We start from the raw sequence: 6,201 nt of genomic DNA on the forward strand, positions 1-6,201 counted from the left end.
CGTCGTCAGAGGACGTTGCGTCCAGCGTCACTTGCACCCGAGACCCTGCATCGCCTTGGTGGCGTCGGCGATGGCGGGTGCCCCCGGATAGCGCACCGAGACCTGGCCCAGCGTGGTGCAGGCATCCTGCGTCTGACCCAGTTTTCCCAGGCTCACGCCCAGCTTTGTCAGCGCGTCAGGCGCCTTCGGCCCCTTGGGATAGCTCGAAAAGCTGTCAAGGTAGGCGCGCGCGGCATTCGCCGTGTCGCCCGCCTTCGACAGCGACTCGCCGCGGTAGAACAGCGCCTCGCCGGTCAGCGGCCCGCCCGTGTAGGTCTGGGCGAAGGTCGCGAACAGGTCGGCCGCGCCGCGGAAGTTGCCGCCGTCGTAGGCCGCTTTCGCCGCGTCGAAGTCGGCCTTTTCGCTGACCGCAAGCTCCGGCCCGCTGGAGGCGGGCGGCTGCGGGGCGGTCGGGGCGACCACCGTCGTGCCGCCACTGGCATCGCCGCCCAGTGGCGCAGTCTTGCCGATCTTGCTGGTGTCGCCGCCCTGCGCCTCGGTCAGCCGGTATTGCAGGTCGCCGATCCGGTTCGTGCCGTCGGCGACCACGCGATTGATGCGGTTCTGCAGGTCTTCGGTCTGCGACGTCAGGCTTTGCAGCGCCGCCTCGATCGCGTCGAGCCGGGCCTGCGCGGTATTGCTGGCGGGCGCCTGCACCGAACTTGCGCCGGTCGCCTTCAGCTCCTGCTTAAGGCTCAGCACCTCGGCCTGAACGGTTTGCAGGTCGGCCTGGATATCGGCCAGCGTCTGCTTGTTCGACTGGCCGACGGCGGCGCCCGCAAGCGCCACCGCCAGCACGAGCCCGGCCGCCGAAACCTTCACCAACCCGAGCATCCCAGCCTCCTTACCCGTTCAGGCCCTGGGACAGCACGGTGACCGCGCGACGGTTCTGCGACCAGCAGGATTCGTCGTCACAGGTCGCGATCGGGCGCAGCTTGCCATAGGTGATGGTCTTGATGCGACCCGCCCGGACGCCCTGCCCGACCAGAAACTCCTGCACAGCTCCGGCGCGGCGGGCGCCCAGCGCCATGTTGTATTGCTCGGTCCCGCGCTCGTCGGCATGACCTTCAACGATGATGGCGTAGTCGGGATACTTGTTCAGCCACTGCGCCTGCGCCGTCAGGATCTGCGTCGCCTCGGGCGTCAGCGTGCTCTGGTCTTGCAGGAACAGGACGCGGTCGCCCACGGTCTGGTTGAAGTAGGCGACCGAGGCCGGATTGCCGGCATCGCCCAGCCCCTGGCTGGAGATGCCGCCCGCACCGCCAGCCCCCCCTGCACCGCCCGCACCGTTCGCCCCGGCGCCGCCGTTCGTGTAGCGGTTGGGGTTGTTGCAAGCCGCCAGCCCGAGGGCTGCGACGAGCAGAACCGCCTTGTTGAAGTTCAGCATGACGTCATTCCTTTGTGTTCTCGGCCCTATGGGGCCACCATAACATGTTTCTGGGCCGTTGTAACCGACGGCCATCGGGGTTCAGGGAAGCAGGGGCCCCCAGGCCGGATCGGACGCGGCGCCGTCGGTCGGCACGCGCTTGAGGTTCCGGCCCGAGATATCAACCGAATAAAGCTGCGGGGCGCTGTCGGCACCGGCGGCCTCGCGGGTGAACATGATGACGCGGCCATTCGGCGCCCAGGTCGGACCCTCGTCAAGGAACGACGCCGTGAGCAGGCGTTCCTCGCTGCCATCGGCCTTCATCACGCCAATGTAGAACCGGCCATCGTTCTGCTTGGTGAAGGCGATCAGGTCGCCGCGCGGCGACCAGACCGGGGTGGCGTATTTGCCGGGGCCAAAGCTGATCCGCGTCGCATCACCGCCGCCGGTCGCCATCACATAGATCTGCTGCTCGCCCGAGCGGTCGCTTTCGAACACGATCTGCGAGCCGTCCGGCGAATAGCTCGGCGCCGTCTCGATCGAGGGCGCGTTGGTCAGCCGCTTGTTGGTGCCGGACGCGAGGTCGATCGAGTAAAGGTCGGTGTTGCCGCCCTGTTCCAGCGAGAACACCGCCGAGCGGTCATCGGGCGAGAAGCGCGGCGCGAAGGTCATCGTGCCGGGCTGGTCGTCCAGCATCGTCTGCTGCAGCGTCGCAAGGTCCATGACGTAGATATGCGGAAAGCCCGACTGATAGCTGACATAGATGATCCGCTTGCCATCGTGCGAAAAGCGCGGCGCCAGCACGATCGACCGGTTGTCGGTCAGATAGCTGGTGTTGGCGCCGTCGTAGTCCATCACGCCCAGCTTCATCTGGCGCTGCGCCTTCGGCCCGCTTTGCGAAACGAACACCACGCGGCTGTCGAAGTAGCCCGACTCGCCGGTGATGCGGCTGTAGACGGCATCGGCCACCTTGTGCCCCATCCGCCGCCAGGCCGAGACCGGGCCCGCAAACTGCAACCCCTCGCCCATCGCCTGGCCCGAGAACACGTCGAACAGGCGGAACTTCACCACCACCTTGTCGCCCTGCACGCTGACCGCCCCGGTGATCAGCGCCTGCGCGTTGATCGCCTTCCAGTCGGGGTACTGCACCGGCGCGTCGAAGCTGGACACCTTGCTGATGAAGGCGCTTGACGGGATCTGCCGGAACAGCCCGGTTCCGGTCAGGTCGTCGGCGATCACCTGGCTGATGTCGCCCGCCGCCTTCGCCCCGGCGGCGTTTTCGGCGATGAACGTGGGCAGCGCGTAGGGCATCGGTTCGATCACCCCCTGCGTCAGCTCCAGACGCAACGGGGCCGCCAGCGTCGGCGAGACAAGCACCGCAGCCTGCCAGGCGAGCGCGAGGACGATTGCGAAGGGCCGAGCAAGAGTCATTTGAGCCTCATTCCGTCTGGGTTGAATACCATTTCGATATCACGCCACTGGTCGTACTTGTCCGGTGGCAGGTTGAATCCGTTCGCACTGCCACGCAGGATCGCGCGCCGCGCCTTTTCAAAGGCGGCCTGCACCGCCCCCGCATCGCTTCCGCCGCTGTTCGACAGGAGTTTTATCGAGGCCGGGATCACCGATCCATCCTGATTCAGCGAGAAGGCGACCGCGACCGTGATATCCGCAGCGGCCGACCCCGGATCGACGATCCAGGTGTTCTTCAGCGCCGACAACAAGCCGCTGGTGTCGCCCGAGGTCAGCGGCGGCCCGGCGGATTTCTGCGCCGCGCTGCCGGTCGGCTGATCGCCGGTGGTGCCGTCGCCGCCCGCCGCCGCCAGCGCCGCCGCCATCGCCGAGGCCGTGCCGGTGGTCGACGTCGCGGGTTTGGCGGGCTTGGCTGGTTTGGCGGGCTTGGCATCGCCCTTTGGCGCGGTGTCGGGCTTGGCCGCGGTGTCGGGCGTGCCCGTGGTGTCGGCCGCCGCCGCGGCCACCGCATCGGCGGTGGACGTGTCGGGCGCCGGGGGAGCGGGGCGGGTCTTCGGGCGCGGGCTCGACTTCGGCGCCATCTGCGGCGCGCCGTTGACGCTCGCGTCCGGCGCCGTCGTCTCGGGCACTATCTGGGCCGCCGCCTCTTTCGGCGCGGCGGCCTCTTTCGGCGGCTTCGGCGTCGGCGTCGGGGTCGCGTCGGGTGCCACCTCGGGCTGCGGCACGTCGGCCACTTTCACGTCGGGCTTCGGCGCGGGCGCCGGCGTCGGCGCGACTCGCGGCACGGCCTTCGGCGGCGGCGCGGGGCTGATCACGGGCGCGGGCGCGGGTTCCGGCGGCGGGGTCGGCGCGGGTGGCGGCACCGTATCCACCTTGGCCGGTGCGGGCACCTTCTTGGGCACCACGGGCTTGGCGTCGGCCTTCGGCTCGGGCGTCGGTTTCGGCGCGGGCGCGGGTTTCGGCGCCGCCTCGGGTTGCGGCGCGGGCGCGGGCGGGGTCTCGGCGGCGTCGGGCCTGGGCGTGGCCACATCGGTCTGCGGCTTGCCCGGCGGCGGCGAGGCGGCCGCCGTCATCTGCGCCAGCTCCGCGCTCGACAGCAGCGACACGTCCGAGGTCTGGATCGGCGGCGCCTCATGGCTCGCCGTCAGCAGCCCCCCGAACAGAAGCCACAGGATCAGGCCAAGATGCCCGATGCCAGAGATGATGGTGCCGGTCCGCATGATCGGTTCGGCCTAGCCGCCGCTGCCATTGAGCTTGGGTCCGTCGGGGTCGGTGACCAGGCCGATGTCGCGGAACCCGCCCGCGTTCAACGCCCCCATCACCTGCGCCACGCGCGAATAGGGAATGCTGCCGTCCGCCCGCAGGTAGACCTTCTTGTCCGCCCGCTCGGCCGAGATCGCCTGAAGCTTGACGATCAGGTCATTCGCGTCGATCTCGGTGGTCTGCAGCATGATCTTGCCGTCGGGCGCCAGCGTGATGGTCAGCGGCTCCTCCTTCTCGGTCGGCAGCGCCGTCGCCGCCGTCTTCGGCAGCTTGATCGGCACACCCACCGTCAGCAGCGGCGCCGCCACCATGAAGATGATCAGAAGCACCAGCATCACGTCCACGAAGGGCGTGACGTTGATCTCCGACATCGCGGCGCTGCGTCCGCGCCGCCTCCGGCCCCGGCGCCCGCCCCCGCCGCCCTTCTGGATCACCCCGGCCCCCATGGCTCAGGCGTCCAACTGGCGCGACAGGATGGTGGCGAACTCGTCGGCGAAGGCTTCGTAGCCCGACACCACGCGGTCACTGTCAGCCGACAGCTTGTTGTAGAAGATCACGGCCGGAATGGCCGCCAGCAGGCCAAGGCCGGTCGACAGCAGCGCCTCGGCTATGCCGGGGGCGACCACGGCCAGGTTGGTGTTCTGGCTGATCGCGATTTCCTCGAAGGCGTGCTTGATGCCCCAGACGGTGCCGAACAGGCCGACGAACGGCGCGGTGGACCCGACCGTGGCCAGAAACGCCAGCCCCCCGTTCAGCCCCTCGGCCTCTTTCGCGATCGCCACGTCCATCGACCGGTCGATGCGGGCCTGCGCCCCCGCGATCAGCCCGCCATCCTGGCGGTGGCTGCGCCGCCATTCCAGCATCCCCGAGGCGAAGATCTTTTCGGACGCGCCTTCGGGCTGCGAGCCGATCTTCTCGAACAGCTCATCCAGCGGTTCGCCCGACCAGAAGGCGCGGTCGAACACGGTCGCCTCGCCGCGCGCGCGGCGGTAAAGGATGTGCTTCTGGATGATGATCGACCAGGACCAGAACGAGGCGATGATCAGCAGGATCATCACGATCTGCACGGTCAGAGTCGCCCGCGCGAAGAGCGCGAGCATTGAAAAATCGAGCGCCTGCGCGTTCGCAAGTGTCGTGGTGTCCATGGTGCCTGCTCGTTTCGGATCGGCCGCTCTCACGGCGGCTTGGGTTAGCACTGATTCTATCTGTGTTTTAGGGCAAATGCCAACACATGCGTGTGACCCCGCCTTACAATTGCTGCATTCCCGCCATGCACTGGCGGATCACCGCCGGCAGCCGCACCGGCCCGGCCGCCCCCAGGCAGACCAGCGTCACCCGCGCCACGAACAGCCGTTCGGCGCCCCGCAGCACCACCTGATCCAGCACGACCCGCGCGCCGGTCAGCGCGTGCAGCGTGGTCTCCACCTCCAGCAGGTCGTCGAACCGAGCAGGCGCAAGGTAATCCGCCTCCAGCCGCCGCACGGCGAAAACGATGCCTTGCTCCGCCTTCAACCGGACCTGATCGACGCCCAGCCCGCGCACCCACTCGCTGCGCGCCCGCTCGATGAACTTGAGGTAGTTCGCGTAATAGACGACCCCGGCAAGGTCGGTATCTTCGTAGTAGACGCGCTGGGGGAACCGGTGGGTCATTGAATCATCAAAGCCCAAGCTCAAGCGAACAGTTCCGCTGCACACTTCTCAAGTTCATGCTCAACCCGGCTTATTCACGGAAATCGGTTGGATTGGTTGCGTGCGTCTGAAATCGCTGTAGATTCAAGCTGCTAGACAGGAAACGACGGCAGCATCGGACGCACGCATGGGTGAAACGTTACAGCCGGTCACGCCCAGTTTCAACCGGTCGCTTCGGATCGAGAGCAGGACCGGTCGGCTGCCCACCATCACGCGAAACACGCAGCTGGTGGCCATGAACCTCGATCGGCGCGCTGTCGACGTCGAGCGTCACGCAGGCTATCTTCTTTCCGCCCCGCTCGGCCCTGATGCCTCTGCCGGAAAGTTCCAGCACCGCCTCGCGCAACACCTTGAGGTTGGTCGGCTCCGCCATC

General features: G+C 67.9%; 8 protein-coding genes. All 8 read right to left on the reverse strand.

From position 1 onward, the window contains the following. Positions 1 to 27 precede the first annotated feature (27 nt). Positions 28 to 873 (reverse strand): tol-pal system protein YbgF, encoded by an 846-nt coding sequence (gene ybgF, locus AC11WY_RS15465; protein ID WP_482927084.1) that lies wholly within the window; start codon positions 871 to 873, stop codon positions 28 to 30. A gap of 10 nt (positions 874 to 883) precedes the next feature. Beyond that, entirely contained in the window at positions 884 to 1,426 is a 543-nt protein-coding gene (pal, locus tag AC11WY_RS15470) for a peptidoglycan-associated lipoprotein Pal (protein WP_482927086.1), read from the reverse strand. An 81-nt stretch (positions 1,427 to 1,507) separates the two neighbouring features. Continuing rightward, positions 1,508 to 2,836, reverse strand: coding sequence for a Tol-Pal system beta propeller repeat protein TolB (gene tolB / locus AC11WY_RS15475; protein ID WP_482927088.1), 1,329 nt, complete (start codon positions 2,834 to 2,836; stop codon positions 1,508 to 1,510). Then, positions 2,833 to 4,095, reverse strand: coding sequence for a cell envelope biogenesis protein TolA (locus tag AC11WY_RS15480; RefSeq protein WP_482927090.1), 1,263 nt, complete (start codon positions 4,093 to 4,095; stop codon positions 2,833 to 2,835). The genes tolB and AC11WY_RS15480 overlap by 4 nt, the downstream gene beginning before the upstream one ends. Positions 4,096 to 4,107: 12 nt before the next feature. Continuing rightward, a complete protein-coding gene (tolR, locus tag AC11WY_RS15485; protein WP_482927092.1) occupies positions 4,108 to 4,584 on the reverse strand; it encodes a protein TolR in 477 nt (158 codons plus the stop codon). 3 nt (positions 4,585 to 4,587) lie between these two features. Further along, positions 4,588 to 5,283, reverse strand: a complete 696-nt coding sequence (gene tolQ / locus AC11WY_RS15490) for a protein TolQ (protein WP_482927094.1) — start codon at positions 5,281 to 5,283, stop codon at positions 4,588 to 4,590. Between the two features lie 103 nt (positions 5,284 to 5,386). Beyond that, positions 5,387 to 5,788, reverse strand: a complete 402-nt coding sequence (ybgC, locus tag AC11WY_RS15495) for a tol-pal system-associated acyl-CoA thioesterase (RefSeq protein ID WP_482927096.1) — start codon at positions 5,786 to 5,788, stop codon at positions 5,387 to 5,389. 178 nt (positions 5,789 to 5,966) lie between these two features. Next, positions 5,967 to 6,201: hypothetical protein (locus AC11WY_RS15500; protein WP_482927098.1), on the reverse strand; the 235-nt coding region annotated here is incomplete at its 5' end.

This window comes from Solirhodobacter sp., assembly GCF_964715405.1.

Coding starts and splice junctions, on each gene's coding strand:
- tolR (WP_482927092.1), bottom strand. CDS start 4,584: ATGGGGGCCGGGGTGATCCAGAAGGGCGGCGGGGGCGGGCGCCGGGGC.
- ybgC (WP_482927096.1), bottom strand. CDS start 5,788: ATGACCCACCGGTTCCCCCAGCGCGTCTACTACGAAGATACCGACCTT.
- ybgF (WP_482927084.1), bottom strand. CDS start 873: ATGCTCGGGTTGGTGAAGGTTTCGGCGGCCGGGCTCGTGCTGGCGGTG.
- tolQ (WP_482927094.1), bottom strand. CDS start 5,283: ATGGACACCACGACACTTGCGAACGCGCAGGCGCTCGATTTTTCAATG.
- pal (WP_482927086.1), bottom strand. CDS start 1,426: ATGCTGAACTTCAACAAGGCGGTTCTGCTCGTCGCAGCCCTCGGGCTG.
- tolB (WP_482927088.1), bottom strand. CDS start 2,836: ATGACTCTTGCTCGGCCCTTCGCAATCGTCCTCGCGCTCGCCTGGCAG.
- AC11WY_RS15480 (WP_482927090.1), bottom strand. CDS start 4,095: ATGCGGACCGGCACCATCATCTCTGGCATCGGGCATCTTGGCCTGATC.